At 35.3% G+C, this 19,773-nt stretch carries 17 protein-coding genes and 1 tRNA gene; 16 read left to right on the top strand and 2 right to left on the bottom strand.

Annotation, left to right across the window (positions count from 1 at the left end):
- Positions 1–139: 139 nt before the first annotated feature.
- The 16 genes from mraZ to G7A72_RS06495 all read left to right on the top strand — a co-directional run bounded on the left by mraZ (position 140) and on the right by G7A72_RS06495 (position 17,701).
- Positions 140–613 (top strand): division/cell wall cluster transcriptional repressor MraZ, encoded by a 474-nt coding sequence (gene mraZ, locus G7A72_RS06570; protein WP_113665162.1) that lies wholly within the window; start codon positions 140–142, stop codon positions 611–613.
- Positions 588–1,496 (top strand): 16S rRNA (cytosine(1402)-N(4))-methyltransferase RsmH, encoded by a 909-nt coding sequence (rsmH, locus tag G7A72_RS06565; protein WP_206531537.1) that lies wholly within the window; start codon positions 588–590, stop codon positions 1,494–1,496. The genes mraZ and rsmH overlap by 26 nt, the downstream gene beginning before the upstream one ends.
- 12 nt (positions 1,497–1,508) lie before the next feature.
- Positions 1,509–1,856 (top strand): FtsL-like putative cell division protein, encoded by a 348-nt coding sequence (locus G7A72_RS06560; protein WP_165151888.1) that lies wholly within the window; start codon positions 1,509–1,511, stop codon positions 1,854–1,856.
- Complete coding sequence (locus G7A72_RS06555; protein ID WP_165151887.1) at positions 1,847–3,850, top strand: penicillin-binding protein; 2,004 nt, start codon at positions 1,847–1,849, stop codon at positions 3,848–3,850. The genes G7A72_RS06560 and G7A72_RS06555 overlap by 10 nt, the downstream gene beginning before the upstream one ends.
- A complete protein-coding gene (locus G7A72_RS06550; protein WP_165151886.1) occupies positions 3,847–5,310 on the top strand; it encodes a UDP-N-acetylmuramoyl-L-alanyl-D-glutamate--2,6-diaminopimelate ligase in 1,464 nt (487 codons plus the stop codon). The genes G7A72_RS06555 and G7A72_RS06550 overlap by 4 nt, the downstream gene beginning before the upstream one ends.
- A gap of 99 nt (positions 5,311–5,409) precedes the next feature.
- On the top strand, positions 5,410–6,639 hold the full coding sequence (gene mraY / locus G7A72_RS06545; protein WP_113665167.1) for a phospho-N-acetylmuramoyl-pentapeptide-transferase: 1,230 nt from the start codon (positions 5,410–5,412) through the stop codon (positions 6,637–6,639).
- Between the two features lies 1 nt (position 6,640).
- The gene (murD, locus tag G7A72_RS06540) at positions 6,641–7,972 is read left to right on the top strand and encodes a UDP-N-acetylmuramoyl-L-alanine--D-glutamate ligase (protein WP_165151885.1); all 1,332 of its coding nucleotides are present in this window, start codon (positions 6,641–6,643) and stop codon (positions 7,970–7,972) included.
- A gap of 72 nt (positions 7,973–8,044) precedes the next feature.
- On the top strand, positions 8,045–9,331 hold the full coding sequence (locus tag G7A72_RS06535) for an FtsW/RodA/SpoVE family cell cycle protein (RefSeq protein ID WP_165151884.1): 1,287 nt from the start codon (positions 8,045–8,047) through the stop codon (positions 9,329–9,331).
- A 30-nt stretch (positions 9,332–9,361) separates the two neighbouring features.
- The gene (gene murG, locus G7A72_RS06530) at positions 9,362–10,453 is read left to right on the top strand and encodes an undecaprenyldiphospho-muramoylpentapeptide beta-N-acetylglucosaminyltransferase (RefSeq protein ID WP_165151883.1); all 1,092 of its coding nucleotides are present in this window, start codon (positions 9,362–9,364) and stop codon (positions 10,451–10,453) included.
- A 36-nt stretch (positions 10,454–10,489) separates the two neighbouring features.
- Positions 10,490–11,839, top strand: coding sequence for a UDP-N-acetylmuramate--L-alanine ligase (murC, locus tag G7A72_RS06525; protein ID WP_165151882.1), 1,350 nt, complete (start codon positions 10,490–10,492; stop codon positions 11,837–11,839).
- Positions 11,826–12,548 (top strand): cell division protein FtsQ/DivIB, encoded by a 723-nt coding sequence (locus G7A72_RS06520; protein WP_113665172.1) that lies wholly within the window; start codon positions 11,826–11,828, stop codon positions 12,546–12,548. Before murC ends, G7A72_RS06520 begins: the two co-directional genes overlap by 14 nt.
- A 6-nt stretch (positions 12,549–12,554) precedes the next feature.
- Positions 12,555–13,937 carry a cell division protein FtsA gene (ftsA, locus tag G7A72_RS06515; RefSeq protein WP_165151881.1) on the top strand — a complete coding sequence of 461 codons (1,383 nt, stop codon included), beginning with the start codon at positions 12,555–12,557 and terminating at the stop codon, positions 13,935–13,937.
- Positions 13,938–13,996: 59 nt separating this feature from the next.
- Complete coding sequence (gene ftsZ / locus G7A72_RS06510) at positions 13,997–15,934, top strand: cell division protein FtsZ (RefSeq protein WP_165151880.1); 1,938 nt, start codon at positions 13,997–13,999, stop codon at positions 15,932–15,934.
- 288 nt (positions 15,935–16,222) lie between these two features.
- Positions 16,223–16,672 carry a GatB/YqeY domain-containing protein gene (locus G7A72_RS06505; RefSeq protein WP_165151879.1) on the top strand — a complete coding sequence of 150 codons (450 nt, stop codon included), beginning with the start codon at positions 16,223–16,225 and terminating at the stop codon, positions 16,670–16,672.
- Between the two features lie 71 nt (positions 16,673–16,743).
- Positions 16,744–16,817, top strand: a tRNA-Arg gene (locus G7A72_RS06500).
- Between the two features lie 80 nt (positions 16,818–16,897).
- Complete coding sequence (locus tag G7A72_RS06495) at positions 16,898–17,701, top strand: zinc-dependent peptidase (RefSeq protein ID WP_165151878.1); 804 nt, start codon at positions 16,898–16,900, stop codon at positions 17,699–17,701.
- A 31-nt stretch (positions 17,702–17,732) separates the two neighbouring features.
- On the opposite strand, the gene rpe is transcribed toward G7A72_RS06495, so the two are convergent.
- Both rpe and G7A72_RS06485 read right to left on the bottom strand, forming a co-directional pair.
- Positions 17,733–18,395, bottom strand: a complete 663-nt coding sequence (rpe, locus tag G7A72_RS06490) for a ribulose-phosphate 3-epimerase (RefSeq protein WP_165151877.1) — start codon at positions 18,393–18,395, stop codon at positions 17,733–17,735.
- A gap of 427 nt (positions 18,396–18,822) precedes the next feature.
- A complete protein-coding gene (locus G7A72_RS06485; RefSeq protein ID WP_007137700.1) occupies positions 18,823–19,686 on the bottom strand; it encodes an RNA polymerase sigma factor RpoD/SigA in 864 nt (287 codons plus the stop codon).
- Positions 19,687–19,773: the final 87 nt, after the last annotated feature.

Here is a 19,773-nt window from a genome sequence, read left to right as displayed (position 1 = left end):
AATCAGCTAATGTTCTGACTGTGCATAAATTAAGGGTTTTTAGCTAAAAGTGGTTAAACTTATTAACAAAGTGGTATATAGTGGTAAATTGTGGTAATATTTTTTATATTTTTGCTCTACATCATTTAATAATTTTTTCTTGGATACAATTGTCGGAACATATGAGTGTAAAGTCGATGCTAAAGGAAGGCTGCTTATGCCAGCGCCCTTAAAAAAGCAGTTGGCCGCTTCACTTCAAAACGGATTCGTTTTGAAGCGTTCCGTTTTTCAGCCTTGTCTGGAATTATATCCGATGAAAGAATGGGATTTGATGATGCAAAAGATCAATAAACTAAATCGATTTGTAAAGAAAAACAATGACTTTATCCGTCGTTTTACGGCTGGTGTCAAAGTGGTTGAAATTGATGCTTTAGGTAGATTATTGGTGCCGAAAGATTTAGTGGGTTTCGCTAGTATTTCAAAAGAAGTGGTATTCTCCTCAGCGGTGAATATTGTTGAGATTTGGGACAAAGATTTATACGAAAAATCAATAAGCGGCGAAGACATGGATTTTGCAGATTTAGCCGAAGAAGTAATGGGGAATTTAAATGACGACGACAATGGAATATCATAATCCGGTTTTGCTTCACGCATCAGTAGATGGTTTAAATATTAAGCCTGACGGCATTTATGTAGATGTAACTTTTGGTGGAGGCGGTCATTCAAAAGAAATTTTGAAAAGACTTGGTCCTGATGGAAAGTTGTTTGCTTTTGATCAAGATGAAGATGCTTTAGCGAATGCTTTGCCAGACGAAAGATTTACGCTGATAAACGAGAATTTCAGATTCATAAAACGTTTTTTACGTTTTTACGGAGTGAAAAGTGTGGATGGAATTTTAGCTGATTTAGGTGTGTCTTCGCATCAATTTGATGTTCCGGAAAGAGGTTTTTCTACTCGTTTTGATGCTGGTTTGGATATGCGAATGAGTCAAAAAAATGATTTGAATGCATACCGAGTTGTAAATGAATACGATGAGGCGAATTTGAAAAGAGTGTTTTTGGATTACGGAGAATTGAAAAATGCACCAGTTTTAGCAAGAACAATTATCAAAGCGAGAGAGCTAAAGCTAATCAAGACAACAGATGAATTAAAAGAAGTTTTGGCAAGATTCCTACCAGAAAGGGTCAGAAATAAAATATTGGCACAAATCTATCAGGCCATCCGAATTGAAGTAAATCAGGAAATGGATGTTTTGAAAGAGTTCTTGGAGCAATCCTTAGAAATTTTGAATCCAGGAGGAAGATTAAGTGTCATATCCTACCATTCACTAGAAGATAGATTAGTAAAAAGGTTTGTGAAAAATGGAATGTTCGAGGGTGAACCTGAACGTGATTTTTTTGGAAATTTTTCGGTTCCATTCAAAACCGTTGGAAAGTTGATTGTTCCGGACGCTGCCGAAATAAAGGAAAATAACAGAGCCAGAAGTGCTAAATTAAGGATAGCTGAGAAACGATAAGTAGTCATAAAAATGAAAAACGGAGTTTACAGCCTATTAAAAGCAAGATTTCTTATTAATGATGATGCTGTGAAAAACTGGCGTTTCATCGTTTTTATAATTCTTTTGGCTATTATAATGATTGCAAATACACAGCGATTTGAACAGAAAGTTTTCATGATTGCTGAACTAACAAATAAAGTAAAGGAGTTGCGTTCTGAGTTTGTAGACAGACGTTCTGAGTTGCAGAAATTGAAGATGGAGTCGACGGTTTCTGAGAAAATGATTGAGAAAGAAATTTTTCCGTCAACAGTTCCTCCAATTAAAATTAAAGTTAAAAAAGAAAAAGAGAAAAACTTTTTAGAAAAAATATGGCAGTAGAAGATAAATACATATCCTACAGAATTTATCTGGTAGCTTTTGTCATTTTTTTGATGGCCATAGCAATTGCTGTAAAATTGACAAATATTCAGTGGGTTGAAGGTGATTATTATAGGAAATTAGCTAAAGAGAGAACGGTTAGAAATTTTGTAATTCCTGCTAATAAAGGTAATATTTATTCTGCTGACGGAAGTCTTTTGGCTACATCAATTCCGAACTATGAAATACGTTTTGATGCTTTGGCACCAAAAGTGGAATCTTTCGAAAAAAACGTGAAGTCCCTGTCAGACTCATTAGCAACAGTTTTAGGTAAGCCTGCCAGCTTTTTTGAAAATGAACTTCGAAAAGCCAGAGCAAACAAAAATAGATATTATCTGATAGCTCGAAATTTGAGTTACACAGAGTATTTTAAAATAAAAGGATTTCCATTATTTAATCTAGGTGCTAATAAAGGTGGAATTATAATTGAACAAGAAACCATAAGAGAACATCCGATAGGCAAAATTGCGGAACGTACCGTTGGTTACGAGCGGACTTCTAATGGGGAGTCACTAGACGGAAAAGGAATTGAGTGGGCTTTCAGGAAATATCTAAATGGGAAAGACGGTAAGATTTTAAAACAGAAAATTGCAAAAGGGCAGTGGAAACCAATAAGGGATATTAATGAAGTCGATCCTCAGGATGGGTATGATGTAATATCTACAATAGATGTTTATGTTCAGGATATAGCGCATCACGCATTGCTAAAACAGTTGGAATTGTATCAGGCGGATCATGGTTGTGTGGTGGTTATGGAAACAAAAACAGGTCATGTGAAAGCAATTTCAAATTTGGGAAGAGCTAATGATGGAACCTATTATGAGACTACAAATTATGCAGTAGCCGAATCGCATGAGCCGGGTTCTACCTATAAATTAGCTGATTTAATGGCGCTTTTTGAGGATAAAAAAGCGGATACTAGCACTGTTTATGACAGTAAAGGTGGAGTAGTAGTATATTCAGGAAAAAAAGTACGCGATTCTCATCAAGGTGGTTACGGAAAAATTTCATTAGGAAGAGGTTTTGAACTTTCGTCAAACACAGTTCTGGTTCAGGCGGTTTATAATGCGTATAAAGATGAACCTTCAAGATTTGTGAATCATCTTAATAATTTTGGATTAAATAAAACTTTAGGACTTTCCATTAAAGGGGAAGGAATACCATATATCCCGCAACCAAGTGATAAAAACTGGTCGAATATCTCATTGCCTTGGATGGCTTTTGGATATGGGGTTCATATTACACCATTGCAAACATTAGCTTTTTATAACGCGGTTGCCAATGATGGTGAAATGGTAAAGCCTCAGTTTGTTTCTGAAATTAAGGAATGGAACAGAACCATCAAAAAATATGAAAAAGAAGTTTTGATTCCAAGAATTTGTTCTCCACAAACTATTTCGAAATTAAGAGCAGTTCTGGCAAATGTTGTAAAAAAAGGAACTGCTTCGAAATTATATTCTAAGGATTTTTCGATGGCAGGAAAAACAGGAACAGCGGCGGTGAATTACGGAAAAGCTGGTGGAGTTGGAAAATATTATGCCTCTTCTTTTGTGGGGTACTTCCCTGCTGATGAACCTAAATATTCCTGCATAGTTGTAGTGCATAAACCTAATACAGCAATGAATAATTACTATGGTGCGGATGTGGCAGGTCCAGTTTTTAAAAGAATTGCACAAAAGATTTTTACCGATGCGCCCTCAACAAATGAGATTAAAAACTTGGACAGAAAAATTCCAAAGCAAGAAAACAATTATGATTCCTATTTTGTTAAATCGCAAAAGAAGCAACAAATAATTCCAAATTTAAAGGGAATGTCGGGAATGGATGCTGTCGCTTTATTAGGGAATTTAGGGATGAAAGTGAAGGTACAAGGGGTAGGAAAAGTTAAAAAACAGTCTCTCGAACCGGGACAGAATTTAGTAAAAAACACAACGATACTATTAGAATTATCATGAGTATACTAAAAGACATATTGTACAAAGTAGCTATCGAAGCCGTAAAAGGTTCGACGGATATTGCTGTTAACAAATTGGATTTCGATTCTAGAAAAATCGAGACCAATGATGTTTTTGTAGCGATTCGTGGTTCCATTTCTGATGGTCATGATTTTATAGAAAAAGCAATTCTGCAAGGTGCGTTGGCAGTTATATGCGATACATTTCCAGAAAAAATCGCTAAAGGAATTACTTATGTTAAGGTAACTGATACCAATTCGGCTCTAGCATTTATGGCTGCAAATTATTTTGGAGATCCTTCTCAGAGCTTGAAATTAGTTGGAATTACAGGTACAAATGGTAAAACTACGATTGCTTCTTTATTGTATCAATTGTTTAAAAAAGCAGGATTTAAAGTTGGATTACTATCTACCGTTAAAATAATGGTTGACGAAGTAGAATATAAAGCGACTCACACAACTCCGGATTCAATTACGATAAATCATTTTCTAAAAGAGATGGTTGAAAACGAGGTTGAATACTGTTTTATGGAAGTAAGTTCGCATGGAATTCATCAAAAAAGAACGGAAGCATTGCATTTTGTTGGAGGTATTTTTACGAATTTGTCTCACGATCATTTGGATTATCATCCAACTTTTGCAGAATATAGAGATGTAAAAAAATCATTCTTTGATAATTTACCGAAAACAGCATTTGTATTATCCAATATTGATGATAAAAATGGGCCCGTGATGTTGCAGAATACTGCTGCAAAAAAATTGACTTATGCTCTAAAATCGTATGCCGATTACAAGGCTCAAATTTTGGAGAATCAATTGTCAGGTTTGTTGTTGAAAATAAACGGAAATGAAGTTTGGGTTAAGCTGATAGGAACATTCAATGCCTATAATTTATTGGCAATCTATGGGACAGCGGTTGAGTTAGGAATGGAAAGTCAGGAAGTACTTCGATTATTGTCAGATTTAGAAAGTGTTTCGGGACGTTTTCAATTTATTGTTTCGGCTTCAAATATTACGGCAATTGTGGATTATGCGCATACGCCGGATGCTTTAGAAAACGTATTGAAAACCATCAATGATATTCGGACCAAAAACGAACAACTAATTACGGTTGTAGGTTGCGGAGGAAATAGAGACAAGACCAAGCGTCCAATTATGGCGGGAATTGCATCGGATTTAAGTGGTAAAGCAATATTTACCTCGGATAATCCTAGGAATGAAGATCCTGAGGTAATTATTACTGAAATGGAACAAGGAATTGCCCCGCAGAATTATAAAAAAGTTTTGACCATAACGGATAGAAAACAAGCGATTAAAACGGCTTGTCAATTGGCTCAGCCTAATGACATTATTTTAATTGCAGGCAAAGGACACGAAACCTATCAGGAAATAAATGGGGTTCGTCATGATTTTGACGACATGAAAATAGTTAAAGAGATATTAGCTCAATTAGGAAAATAAGAGTTAGTCGGGAGTTTGAATTATTTGTTTGCGCAAATAAAGATGTGATTAGGAATTAACGAATAAGGAATCAACGATTAACCAAATAAACAAAAATATATGCTGTATTATTTATTTGAATATTTAGACAAAACACTAGATGTCCCGGGAACAGGGGTTTTCCAGTACATTACTTTTAGATCTGCATTAGCTTTAATGCTATCGTTGCTTTTGTCAACAATTTACGGAAAAATGATAATTCGTTTTTTGCAAAGACAGCAAGTAGGAGAAACTGTTCGAGAGCTTGGACTGGCAGGTCAAAACGAAAAAGCAGGTACGCCAACGATGGGTGGATTAATCATCATTTTTGCTACGCTAGTTCCGGTAATTCTTTTTGCCAAACTGCATAATATTTACATCGTTTTGTTGATTGTAACCACACTTTGGATGGGTACAATAGGGTTTATAGATGATTATATTAAAATTTTCAAAAAAGATAAAGAAGGTTTAAAAGGAATATTCAAAGTTGTAGGGCAAGTAGGTTTGGGTTTAATTGTAGGGATTGTTCTTTATTTTCATGCTGGTGTAACGGTTCGTACTGATACTTCTAGCTCAGATATTTTTAAAGCACCAACAGAAACCGTGATTCTGCCTGCGCCAATTGAGGAGAAGTCTACAGCGACAACAATTCCTTTTTTTAAAAATAATGAATTTGATTATGCCGAATTATTGGCTTGGACCGGCGAGGGATATGAAAAATGGGCTTGGTTGATTTTTATTCCAGTGGTGATTTTTATTATTACTGCCGTTTCTAACGGAGCTAATTTAACGGATGGAATTGACGGATTGGCAGCAGGAACTTCGGCAATTTCAGTGCTTGCGCTGGGAATATTCACGTTTGTATCGGGAAATATTATTTTCTCTAATTATCTGAATATTATGTATATCCCAAACTCAGGCGAAATGACGGTATTTATTGCTGCATTTGTGGGGTCATTGATTGGATTTCTTTGGTACAACTCGTATCCGGCTTCGGTTTTTATGGGAGATACAGGAAGTTTGACAATCGGCGGAATTATAGCGGTTTTAGCAATAGCTGTCCGTAAAGAAATGCTGATTCCGTTATTATGTGGAATTTTCTTAGTCGAAAATTTCTCTGTAGTACTTCAGGTAAGTTATTTTAAATATACCAAGAAACGCTTTGGCGAAGGCCGAAGAATATTTCTGATGTCGCCTTTGCATCATCATTATCAGAAAAAAGGATATCACGAAAGTAAAATTGTTACCCGTTTTTGGATTGTTGCCATAATGCTGGCCATATTATCAATTGTTACTTTAAAATTAAGATAACATGAGGCTAGTAATCTTAGGTGGAGGCGAAAGTGGTGTTGGAACCGCTATTCTGGGTAAGCAAAAAGGATATGAAGTTTTTGTATCTGATTTTGGAAAGATAAAAGGCAATTACAAAGAGATTCTTATTATCAATGGAATAGCTTGGGAAGAGGAAAAACATACCGAAGATTTTATCTTGAATGCGGATGTGGTGATGAAAAGCCCTGGAATCCCTGATAAATCGCCAATAGTAAAAAAGCTTTTGGAAAAAGGAATTGCTGTTATTTCAGAAATCGAGTTTGCGGCCCCATTTACAGATGCTACGATTATTGGGATTACCGGAAGTAATGGAAAGACAACTACTACCATGCTTACGCATCATTTGCTGAAATCAGCGGGGTTAAATGTTGGATTGGGAGGAAATATCGGGAAGAGTTTTGCCTGGCAAATTGCTGATAATAAATACGATTCCTATGTGCTGGAGTTGAGTAGTTTTCAACTCGATGGGATTGTCGATTTCAAACCGCATATTGCCATTATTACAAATATCAGTCCAGATCATTTAGATCGTTACGATTACAAGTATGAAAATTATATTGATGCAAAGTTCAGAATAACGATGAATCAAACGGAGGACGATTACCTCATATATGATGCAGATGATGAAGCTATTAATGAATGGTTCAAAACGCACACAACAAAAGCAAAATTAATTCCTTTTTCATTGACTAAAATTTTCAGCGAAGGGGCTTATATAAAAAACAACAAAATGGAAATAAAGATCAATCGAGAAGAATTTACAATGGACACAGAACACATTGCTTTAGAAGGAAAACATAATATGAAAAACGCAATGGCAGCAACCTCTGTGGCAAAATTAATGCAAATAAGAAAGGCGACAATTCGTGAGAGTCTTTCTAATTTTCAGGGAGTAGAACACCGTCTTGAGAAAGTTTTAAAAATCCAGAACGTTCAATATATTAATGATTCAAAAGCAACGAATGTTAACGCTACTTTTTTTGCTTTAGACAGCATGAATACACCTACTGTTTGGATTGTTGGTGGTGTTGATAAAGGAAATGATTATAACGAATTGATGTCATTAGTTCGTGAAAAGGTAAAAGCTATTATTTGCCTAGGAGTAGATAACAAGAAAATTATCGATGTTTTTGGCAATGTTGTCGATATGATGATCGAAGTTTCTAATATGGATGATGCAGTGAGAATGGCTCAACGATTATCAGAAAAAGGGGATACGGTTTTACTGTCGCCTGCTTGTGCCAGTTTCGATTTATTCGAGAATTATGAAGACAGAGGAAATCAGTTCAAACAAGCCGTTAAAAATTTATAAAAAAGTTTAAGTTTTAAAGTGTAAGGTTGAGCAACTTTAAACTTTAAACGAAACTTTAAATCAAAACTTAAAATGAAACAACTAATAAACAATTTAAAAGGAGATAAAGGGATTTGGTCATTTGTGGCCTTATTGGCCTTGTTTTCGTTTATGCCTGTTTTTAGTGCTAGTAGTAATTTGGCCTACATTGGTCAGGGAAACGGAAATACTTTAGGTTACTTAGTGAAGCATATCATGCATATTGGTATTGGTTTTGCCATTATTTTCATGGTGCATAAAGTGCCTTATCACTATTTTAAAGCTGTTTCTAAAGGGGCGTTGTATATTGTTTGGGTTTTATTGGCGTACACACTAATAAAAGGAACAGTAATTGCAGGTGCCAATGCCAGTCGATGGATACAAGTGCCGTTCATAGGAGTTACGTTTCAAACATCAACATTGGCCTCAATGGTTTTGTTTATTTTTGTTGCGCGGTATTTATCTAAGGCAAGAGAAGTGCCTATTGATTTTAAGTCTTCAGTACTGGAGCTTTGGATTCCTGTTTTTGTTACATTGTTATTTATTTTACCAGCTAACTTCTCGACAACTGCATTAATTTTTTCGATGGTATTAATGTTGGTTTTTATTGGTAAATATCCTTTGCGCTACATCGGAATTGTTGTGGGTTCAGGAATCGTATTTCTGGCTTTTTTCATACTTATTGCAAAAGCATTTCCAGATGCATTCCCAAACCGGGTTGATACGTGGATCAATCGTATTGATAATTTTACAAGTGACAAACCGGGCGAGGATGACTATCAAATAGAAAAAGCTAAAATTGCAATTGCTTCGGGAAAAATATACGGCTTAGGTCCAGGGAAAAGTATTCAAAAGAACTTTTTGCCGCAATCTTCTTCCGATTTTATTTTTGCCATAATTGTTGAAGAATACGGACTAATAGGAGGTTTGGGAGTGTTGGCATTGTATTTATTATTGTTATTTCGTTTTGTTATCGCTTCGCACAAAGCCAATTCGCTATTTGGAAAATTAGTAGTGATCGGTTTAGGTTTTCCAATGATATTTCAGGCAATGGTAAATATGGCCGTTGCGGTTGAATTATTGCCCGTTACAGGACAGACATTGCCGCTAATAAGTAGTGGGGGAAGTTCTATCTGGATGACTTGTTTTGCACTTGGAATTATTATAAGTGTAACCAAAAAGGAAGAAGAAATTGCACAGGAAATGAAAGATGCTGCCAAAAGAGAGGAAGCACTCCAAAATTTGATTGATAGAGAATTAGAGGGAGATGCTGCAGTAGCAGAAGGATATTCGATTGAAGATAAAGCAAAGAACCCGATGCATGCAGTTTTAAATAAGTAAGTCGTTTTAGAAAATTAGAAATCAGGAATAATGAAACAGTATAAATTCATATTAAGTGGTGGTGGAACAGGTGGACATATTTATCCTGCAATTGCTATTGCAAATGAATTAAAATCTCGTTTTCCAGATGCTGAATTTCTTTTTGTAGGTGCCAAAGATAAAATGGAAATGCAAAAAGTGCCACAGGCAGGTTACAAAATAATAGGTTTATGGATTGCAGGATTACAAAGAAGATTGACATTTGATAATACTCTTTTTCCAATAAAACTGATTAGCAGTTTATTGAAGTCCAGAACTATAATAAGGAATTTCAAACCGGATGTTGTCGTAGGAACTGGAGGTTTTGCAAGCGGTCCATTATTGCAAATAGCAGCAATTGCAGGAATTCCAACGGTGATTCAGGAACAAAATTCATATCCTGGAATTACGAATAAATTGTTGAGCAAAAATGCAGATAAGATTTGTGTTGCTTACGAGAATTTAGAGCGCTTTTTTCCAATAAACAAAATGATTTTGACAGGGAATCCAGTGCGTCAGGATTTGATAGATATTGACAGTAAGAGAGAAGAAGCATTACAGTATTTTAATTTAGATCCTAATAAACAAACACTTTTGGTATTGGGTGGCAGTCTGGGAGCAAGAAGAGTGAATCAGTTAATAGCTAAAGAAATCTTAACGTTCGCTGCTCATAATATACAAGTGATTTGGCAATGTGGGAAGTTATATTTTGATGAATATAAGCGTATTGAAGAGAATGGAAATATTCAGATTCATTCCTTTATTGACCGAATGGATTTAGTTTACGCCGCTGCGGATATTGTGATTTCGCGTGCAGGAGCTTCCTCAGTTTCGGAATTATGTATCGTAGGCAAGCCCGTGATTTTCATTCCTTCTCCTAATGTAGCGGAGGATCATCAAACTAAAAATGCCCAAACGATAGTGGATAAGAAAGGAGCTTTGTTATTAAAAGAATCTGAACTCGATTCCCAATTCAGCGTGGTATTTGAATCCTTGGTGAAAGATCCAGAAAAGCAAAAGCAGCTGAGTAAAAACATTAAACAATTGGCTCTTCCAGAAGCTACAAAACAAATTGTAGATGAAATTGTGAAGTTAATCAGATAGAAAGAATTAAGATAATAGACAAAAACGAAAACGAAAATGAACCTGAATCAAATACATAACGTCTATTTTATAGGAATCGGAGGAATCGGGATGAGCAATCTAGCCCGCTATTTCAAGAACTTGGGAAAGCAAGTTTCTGGTTATGATAAAACTCCTTCTACGCTGACGAATGAATTAATAGAAAGTGGCATTTCAATTCATTTTGAAGATAATATTGATTTGATTCCAAAGGATTTTTATATAGAAAACACCTTGGTAATTATTACTCCGGCAGTTCCAGTTTCGCATTCAGAATGGAATTATTTTTTAGAAAGAGACTTTCAAATAAAAAAGAGAGCCGAAGTTTTAGGATTAATCACAAAAGATACCTTTTGCTTTGCTGTAGCCGGTACGCATGGTAAAACGACTACCTCAGGTATATTAGGACATATTTTGCACGAAAGTGGAGCAGATGTCACTGCATTTATAGGTGGAATAGTAGAAAATTATAATTCAAATTTAATAGGAAGCGGAAAGAAGATTACCGTTGTTGAAGCCGATGAATTTGACCGTTCATTTCTGCACTTGCATCCCAATATTGCATGTATTACATCTATGGACGCAGATCACTTGGATATTTACGGAACTAGTGAGGCTATCGAAGAATCTTTTATAGAATTTGCTTCGAAAATTAAAGACAAGAGCAAGCTTTTTATTACTAAAGAATTGCCAATAGAAGGAGTTGTTTGTGCGGTCAATGAAGATGCTGGTTATAAAGCGTTTAATGTTAGAATAGGAGATGGAAGTTACATTTTTGATGTGCAAACACCTACCGAGATAATCAGAGATTTGCATTTCGGATTACCGGGACGACATAATTTAATGAATGCATTGATGGCTATTGCAATGGCAAATTTATTTGGTACCCCAACCGATGCCATTGCAAGAGCTTTAGCATCATTCAAAGGAATAAAAAGAAGGTTTTCGTATCAAATAAAAACAGAAGCTAAGGTTTATATAGATGATTATGCGCATCATCCTACCGAAATAAATGCAGTGCATCAAGCCGTTAGAGAATTGTATCCAAACCAAAAGATTTTAGCTGCTTTTCAACCGCATTTGTTTAGCAGAACAAGAGATTTTGCTGATGATTTTGCCAAAAGTTTATCTGCTTTTGATGAGATTATTTTATTAGATATTTATCCGGCTCGTGAACAACCGATTGAGGGTGTAAATTCACAGTGGCTGATGGATAAAATGACAAATAATAATAAGAAAATTGTGATTAAAAACAATTTGGTTGCAGCAATTTTAAAGAGTAACGCAACTGTAATTGTTACAATTGGTGCAGGAGACATTGGAGAATTAGTGCCATCTATAAAAAAAGCGATAAATGAAACTCTTTAATTGGACAAATATTCGATTATTACTGATGTTTGGATTGGTTATTTTTCTTTTTTCTTTCACGTCTAAACGAAATGAAAATAGAAAACTGACTAATTTAGTCGTTGTTTTTGTAGGAGATGACGCTCCTTTTGTTAAGCAAGAAACGGTTAATAAATTGTTAATAGAAAAAAATAGAGAGGCATCGAGCATTCAAAAAGTTAATTTAGATTTGAATAAGCTGGAGACAAATCTAAATTCACAAGAAATGATTGAAAAATCAGATGTTTTTGTGAGCATTGATGGTGTGTTAAAAGCAGTGGTAAAACAAAAAACTCCTATTGCTAGAGTTTTTGACGAAGGAAGTTCTTTTTACATTGATTACGAAGGGAATAGAATGCCGTTGTCAACAAATTTTACAGCTCGAGTTCCACTTGTTTCAGGGGGAATAAATAAACATAATAACGAAAAACTAGCCGACTTATTCCGCATAATTTATGACGATGCATTTTTGAAAAAAAACATCATTGGAATTGAAATTATGCCTAACGGAAGCTTAAAAATGCACAACAGAAATTTTGATTATCAAATAGATTTTGGTATTCTGATAAATGTGGAGCGCAAATTTAAAAATTATAAAGCTTTTTTTCAAAAAGCAGTTTTAGATAGTTCGTTGTATAAATATAAAAAAATTGACCTCCGATTTACGGATCAAGTAGTTTGCACTAAATAATAGATAATGGAAAACGAGAATATTGCAGTAGGTCTAGATATTGGGACAACTAAAATAGTTGCCATGATAGGCAAGAAGAATGAATATGGCAAACTAGAAATTTTAGGTGTTGGAAAATCTAAAAGTTTAGGAGTGGCAAGAGGCGTTGTAAACAACATCACTCAAACCATACAATCAATACAACAAGCGATACAAGAAGCCGAAATTAATTCAGGCTATAAAATTAAAGATGTAGTAGTTGGAATTGCAGGACAGCACATCCGAAGTATTCAACATACAGATTACATCAGCAGACATAATCCTGAAGAGGTTATCGGCGGGAGCGATATTCAGCTTTTGATTGATCAAGTCAATAAATTGGCAATGTTACCAGGTGAAGAAATAATTCATGTTTTGCCTCAAGAATTCAAAATTGATGGGCAATCTGAGATTAAAGAACCTATAGGGATGTACGGCGGAAGATTAGAGTCTAGTTTTCACGTTGTAGTAGGACAGGCTTCTTCAATTCGTAACGTTGGAAGATGTATTCAAAGTTCCGGAATTGAATTGTCAGGTTTGACATTAGAACCGTTGGCTTCTGCAGATGCAGTTTTAAGTCAGGAAGAAAAGGAAGCGGGAGTTGCACTTATCGATATCGGTGGTGGAACAACTGATTTGGCAATTTTTAAAGATGGTATTATTCGCCATACTGCTGTAATTCCTTTTGGAGGAAATGTGATTACAGATGATATAAAAGAAGGATGCTCTATAATAGAAAAGCAAGCCGAGTTATTGAAAGTTAAATTTGGATCTGCTTGGCCAGGAGAAAATAAAGACAATGAAATTGTTTCTATTCCGGGATTGAGAGGTAGAGAGCCAAAAGAGATTTCGTTAAAAAATCTTTCTAAAATAATTCATGCACGTGTTGTGGAAATTGTAGATCAGGTTTTTACAGAAGTAAAAGCGTACGGTCATGAAGATCCTAGAAAAAAACTAATTGCAGGAATTGTACTTACTGGTGGTGGTGCTCAATTGAAACACATCAAACAGTTAGTTGAATATATTACGGGAATGGATACTAGAATTGGATATCCAAACGAACATTTAGCTGGAAATTCAGATGAGGAGATCTCAAGTCCCTTGTATGCAACTGCAGTTGGATTAGTGATGAAAAGCATTGAAAATAAAACACAAAGCGCTGTGCGAATTGATGCTATAGAACAACCAAAGGCACCTGTTTACAGACCGGCAGTTGTTCAAACACCTGTTTATGAGGCTCCTGAAAAGGTAGAAGAGGCCGAAGATCATAATGCAAATGAGAAACAGAATTCTACCGTAAACAGAATACAAAGAAATTTCTTTGATCGTTATGTAGATAAGATTAAAGACTTTTTAGATAACGCAGAATAAGGGTGGAGCCCGAAAAAATATAAGAATTAATAATATAACAATTTCAAAAACCAAATAAAATGATGAGCGACTCAGAATTTGGAAGTATTTCATTTGATTTACCAAAGAATCAATCAAATGTGATAAAAGTTATAGGTGTAGGTGGAGGCGGAAGTAACGCTATAAATCACATGTTCAAGCAAGGGATCAAAGGCGTAGATTTTATCGTATGTAATACGGATTCTCAAGCTTTACAGAGTAGTTCTGTGCCTAATAAAATCCAGTTGGGAGTGCATTTGACAGAAGGACTTGGTGCTGGAGCAAATCCTGATGTGGGACAACAATCCGCTATCGAGAGTATTTCTGAGATCGAAAAAATGTTGGATCGCAATACTAAAATGGTCTTCATCACTGCCGGAATGGGTGGTGGTACAGGAACGGGTGCTGCACCAGTTATTGCGCAGTTGGCTAAAGAAAGAGATATTCTTACAGTAGGGATTGTGACATTGCCTTTCTTGTTTGAAGGGAAAGTGCGTCAGGAACAAGCCTTAATCGGTATTGAAAAATTACGCAAACAGGTTGACTCATTAATTGTTATCAATAATAATAAATTAAGAGAAGTTTACGGTAATCTTGGTTTTAAAGCTGGGTTTTCAAAAGCGGATGAAGTTTTGGCAACTGCCTCAAGAGGAATTGCTGAAGTAATCACGCATCATTATACTCAAAATATCGATTTAAGAGATGCCAAGACAGTTTTGTATAATAGCGGAACCGCTATTATGGGGTCTTCTATTTCTTCAGGTGAAAACAGAGCTAAGGAAGCAATTATCGCTGCTTTAGATTCTCCTTTATTGAATGACAACAAAATTACAGGGGCTAAAAACGTATTGTTGCTTATCGTTTCTGGTACTAATGAAATTACAATTGATGAAATAGGAGAAATTAATGATCATATTCAAATCGAAGCGGGTCATAATGCTAATATTATCATGGGAGTTGGTGAAGACGAATCGCTTGGAGATTCAATCGCTGTAACCATAATCGCTACTGGTTTTGATATTGAACAACAAAATGGAATTGTAAACACGGAACCTAAAAAAATAATTCACACACTAGAGGATGAACAAAGAAGTGTACACAATTTAAGTAGTAAAACTGTTGCTGCATTTGATTTGAACACGGAGTCATCACCAGTTACAAACGTTAACGAAAGAATTGTTTTTGATTTAGTTGAAGATACTGCTGTTGCGCCTGAGTCTGTGATTACCTCTTCAACAATAAATAAAGAAGAGTTGATCGTGATGTCTGAATTTATTAAAAATTTAGATGTGACTTTCGAAATCGTTTCTCCAATTACAGATATTGATTTCACAATTTCCTCTCCTGTTGCTGAAGTAAAAGCGGTACAGCCAAAAGCAATCGAAAGACAAGAACAAACTACTTTCTCTTTTGATTTACCACTTTTTAAAACGGAGCCAGTAGCTCAAGTTGAAGAAAGTAAAGTGATGTACGAGCTAACGAATGAAACACGTGATATAAAAGTAAATGAAGCAGTTCAGTTTGTACCAGTAACGGAATTAACGGATAATGGTATCATCAAATATTCTCTAGAAGAATATATGGAACCAGAGCCTGATTTTATGCCTAAGCCAGTTGCAAAAACTCCAGAAGTTGTTGTTCCGGAGGAGTTAAATATCACCATGAAACAAGTGCAAAGAACTGTGATTAATCCGGTTGATTTTGAAGATATTGCTGCTACCGAAATGACTATTGAAGAATCATTGCGAATGAGAGCAGACGAAAGAAGAAAAAAATTGAAGGAATTCAATTATAAGTTCCATAACAATGTTTCTAAAATTGATGAGTATGAAAAAGAACCAGCTTACAAAAGATTGGGAATAGACATATCAAACAATCAAGCGAACAATACAAACTCGAGAATATCTGTAGGAACAGACAGTAATAATGATTTACAGTTGCGTTCAAATAATTCCTATTTGCACGATAACGTAGATTAATAAAAACAAAACAAAAAGGAGTAGCCCGAAAATTATATTTAATTTTCGGGCTACTTTTTGCCATTATAAGGAGTTTCAATACTTATCTCTTACACGAGACAATCTGTTGTTGTAAATCCGAGTAAAATTCTTTAAATTTGTCGAGCCTTAGAAGAGCTTTTGTTTTAAGTTCCGCCTTAATAATTGGGAGCTTTTTACTGTAATCAGAGCGAAAAATCATTTTTAAAATTAGTAATTCAATAAATCGGTTGATCAAATAATGGATTAACGCAATTAACAATATAGAATATGAGTTTATCAGTACTAATCATGGACGAAATGAAAACCGCCATGAGAGCCAAAGATACCGTTGCATTAGAAGCTTTAAGAGCTATTAAATCTGAAATTCTTTTAGCTCAGACTGCAACAGGATCAAAAGAAGAAATAACACAAGATGACGAGGTTAAATTGCTACAAAGATTAGTGAAAACTCGTAAAGAAAGTGCTAGGATTTTTACCGAACAAAATCGTTTGGATTTAGCGGAACCAGAATTAGCTCAAATTGCTGTAATCGAAAGATTCTTACCGGCACAATTAAGCGAAGCAGAAGTTGAAGCAGTGATAGCAAAAATCATCGCAGAAACTGGAGCGTCAGGAATTGCGTCAATGGGAAAAGTAATGGGGTTAGCAGCTGCAGAATTAGGAGGAACAGCTGAAGGAAAAACTATTTCTACAATAGTGAAAAAACTATTGACATAAAATTTTGGATTGCTGATTAACAATTTTAGATCATAAATCTAAAATCGTTAATCAGCAATCTTAAATCAAATGGCTGCGTAGTTCAACTGGATAGAATATCAGATTTCGACTCTGAGGGTTGCAGGTTCGAACCCTGTCGCGGCCACAAACACATAAAATGCTTCAAAAAATCAAGTTGGCTTGAATTCTTTTGAAGCATTTTTTCTTTTAAAGCAGTTATAACACATGTCACTACAGCTTTTTATTACAGCATTTTTTGGAATGGTTTTTCTTCTGCTTTTAGTTTTTAGAGTGGTTGAGCCAACTTATTTATTGTTATTTAATAAGCCACTTTATATTCATTGGTATTCTTTTTCAAAGAAATTAAAATTAAGTCAACGGCAAATTTTAATAAATGATTTTCCATATTACAATAAGCTTTCTGTCAAAAAGAAAAAGTATTTTGAACATCGGATTATTGCGTTTATCGCGAAATATCAGTTCATTGGCAAAGACATTAAAATTACGGAGCAAATGCAAATATTGATTGCTGGAACCTATGTAATGTTGACCTTCGGGATGAGAAATTATCTTGTAAATTTGTTCGACAAAATAATTATTTATCCTTCCAATTATTTTTCTACTGTAAATCAAGCGCATCACAAAGGAGAATTTAATCCCAGAATGAAAGCTGTTGTGTTTTCGTGGGAAGATTTCATTATTGGTCATTCAGCTTCAAATGATAATATAAATTTGGGTTTACATGAGTTTTCGCATGTGTTGCATTTTCATTGTTTAAAAAGTAATGATCCAAGCGCCATTGTATTTTTTGATGCTTTTAATGACATTGTAAAATATTACATCGATCCAGTTTTAAATGACGAACTGACTCAAAGGGATTATTTTAGATTATATGCCTATGAAAATCAATTTGAATTTTTATCGGTTATCTTGGAGCATTTCTTTGAAACTCCGCGTGTTTTTAAAAGCTACCATCCTGAATTATATGCACATGTTGCTGCAATGATTAACTTTGATGAACCTTTCTAAAATAAAAAATGGCGCTAAATGCGCCACTTTTCTAGAAGTTTGTAAGCTTCTTTAAATCTTGTATCGTTTGGGTTGGATTTTCGGCTTTGAAAACAAAACTTCCCGCTACCAGAACATCGGCTCCGGCTTCCACTAATTGTTTTGCGTTTTTATTGGTTACACCACCATCAACTTCAATGATCGTAGTTGCCCCTTTTTTAGTGATTAAAGCTTTTAGCTTTTCAATTTTTGTATAGGTGTTTTCTATAAAAGATTGTCCTCCAAAACCAGGATTCACACTCATGATACACACTAAATCAATGTCATTGATTACATCTTCCAGTAAGTCAATATTAGTATGTGGATTAATGGCAACTCCAGCTTTCATTCCCTCAGCTTTAATTGCTTGTAGCGTTCTGTGGAGGTGTGTGCAAGCTTCATAGTGTACGCTTAAAATATTTGCGCCTAATTCAGCAAAAGTTTTAATATAACGGTCTGGATCGATAATCATCAAGTGAACGTCAATTGTTTTTTTGGCATGGCGGTTAATGGCTTCCAAAACTGGCATTCCATAAGAAATGTTTGGAACAAAAACGCCATCCATGATGTCAATGTGAAACCAATCGGCTTCGCTGTTGTTGATCATTTCGATGTCGCGTTGCAGATTACCAAAATCGGCTGCAAGCACTGATGGTGCAATAAGTGTATTCTTCATTGGGTAGTTGTTATGTATAGATGCACTGCAGTGCATCTATACAGTTTGTGTTGTTTGTGCAAAAGTAGTTTTTTTGCAGCAATTGGAGAAAGTTTTTTATAGATTCAATTCGTGAATTATCCTGCGATTTGTGTAAAGGATAGAGGCGGTATCCTCGAAGTGTAACGGAGAGATAAAGCCGAAAGCCTGACCCGAAGTTTTTTACGGAGGGTTACGCCCAAATCATTATAAATGGGAAAGGTTTAAGGGAATCTGAAATGAATTCAGATTTAAAAAATAAAACTCCGGTAATCAGCCGGAGTTTCAATCATCAATCAAAAAACGAACAGTTAATCAGACCGTCGTTACTTATTAGTCGAAAGCCGAAAGTCAAAAATCATACAGTTGTTGGACGATATGATTTTTGACTTTGTAGCATTTGACTGTATTATCCTAAATATGTTTTTAGTATTTTACTTCTTGAAGTGTGTTTTAATCTACGGATTGCTTTTTCCTTGATTTGACGCACACGCTCACGAGTTAGGTCGAAAGTTTCTCCGATTTCCTCCAATGTCATTGGGTGTTGATCGCCAAGACCAAAGTACAAACGAACTACATCAGCTTCTCTTGGAGTAAGTGTTTCCAATGAACGCTCGATTTCGGTACGCAATGATTCGTGGATCAATTCTCTGTCTGGATTTGGTGATTCACCAGAACGTAATACATCGTAAAGGTTAGAATCTTCTCCTTCTACAAGAGGCGCATCCATTGATAAGTGACGACCAGAGTTTTTCATGCTCTCTTTTACGTCATTTACGGTCATGTCAAGTTCTTTTGCAATTTCCTCAGCAGATGGTGGACGCTCGTTAGATTGCTCTAATAAAGCGTACATTTTGTTGATTTTATTGATAGAACCAATTTTGTTCAAAGGCAAACGAACGATACGAGATTGTTCAGCCAATGCTTGAAGAATCGATTGGCGGATCCACCAAACTGCATACGAAATGAATTTGAAACCACGTGTTTCATCAAAACGTTGTGCTGCTTTTATCAATCCTAAATTTCCTTCGTTAATCAAATCGGGAAGTGTTAACCCTTGATTTTGGTATTGTTTTGCCACCGAAACCACGAAACGTAAATTGGCTTTTGTCAATTTCTCTAATGCTTTCTGGTCACCAGCTTTAATCTTTTGTGCTAATTCTACTTCTTCGTCAGCGGTAATAAGGTCAACTTTTCCAATTTCTTGTAAATACTTGTCTAATGATGCAGTTTCACGATTTGTTACCTGCTTGGTGATTTTAAGTTGTCTCATGTTTTTGTCTCCTCAATTTTTAAGTGTACAAATGATTATACGTATGGAGTTTCAAAAAAGTTACAATTGTTTTTAAAATAATGTAAA

Origin of the sequence: Flavobacterium sp. Sr18, from assembly GCF_011064265.1 — a bacterium.
Lineage (GTDB): Bacteria > Bacteroidota > Bacteroidia > Flavobacteriales > Flavobacteriaceae > Flavobacterium > Flavobacterium petrolei.
This window is presented reverse-complemented; position numbering and strand designations above follow the sequence as displayed.